1 protein-coding gene is annotated in these 604 nt (G+C 40.7%); it reads right to left on the reverse strand.

Features of this window, described 5'->3' with window-relative positions; translation table 11 throughout:
* Positions 1 to 88: 88 nt before the first annotated feature.
* A partial coding sequence (locus ACNOHI_RS25180) for a sigma-70 family RNA polymerase sigma factor (protein ID WP_420477465.1) occupies positions 89 to 604 on the reverse strand: 516 nt, incomplete at its 5' end.

Below are 604 nucleotides of genomic sequence, written 5' to 3' on the forward strand. Positions count from 1 at the left end.
GTTTCCGTTGTTTTCTCATAATACTTATCGTTCGGCTATAAGTACCAGAGGGGGGAGGAAAATACTATGCTGTAATATTATGATATCGTTAACTAATTCTTAAATAAATGAGAGCGATAGAGCCCGAAGCAAAAATGATGACTGCTATTTCGCCTGCCCGGAACCTGAGCTGTTTCAAGGCAGCAGAAAGCTGGTTTTTTACCGTTTGCCTCGAGATGTTAAGAGTCGTGGCTATTTGTTCGATGTCCATTTCCTGCAATTTGTTCATGATCAGGATCTTTTTCCGTTTTTCGGGCAGGCTTTCCAATAAGGAATAGAGAATGTCAATTTTTTCCGGGTCGTCTGAAGATACGCGCTCCACGACATAGTTTTCGAACTCCTCCTCCATGGTAGTTACATTAAAGCGGTTCTTGCGGTACTCTTTCAGGACGAGGTTTTTAGCTGCCCGGAACAGATAATTTTCAATGGAAAGAATCTTCAGACTGTCCTTTCTTTCCCAAAGATCAGTGAAAATATCCTGGACAATATTTTGTGAAGTTTGCTCGTCTTTTGTCATCCTGAAACAAAACGTATATAGCTTTTCCCAATGACGGGTATATATTTC

Origin of the sequence: Noviherbaspirillum sp. ST9 (assembly GCF_048799745.1) — a bacterium.
Classification (GTDB): Bacteria; Pseudomonadota; Gammaproteobacteria; order Burkholderiales; family Burkholderiaceae_D; genus Noviherbaspirillum.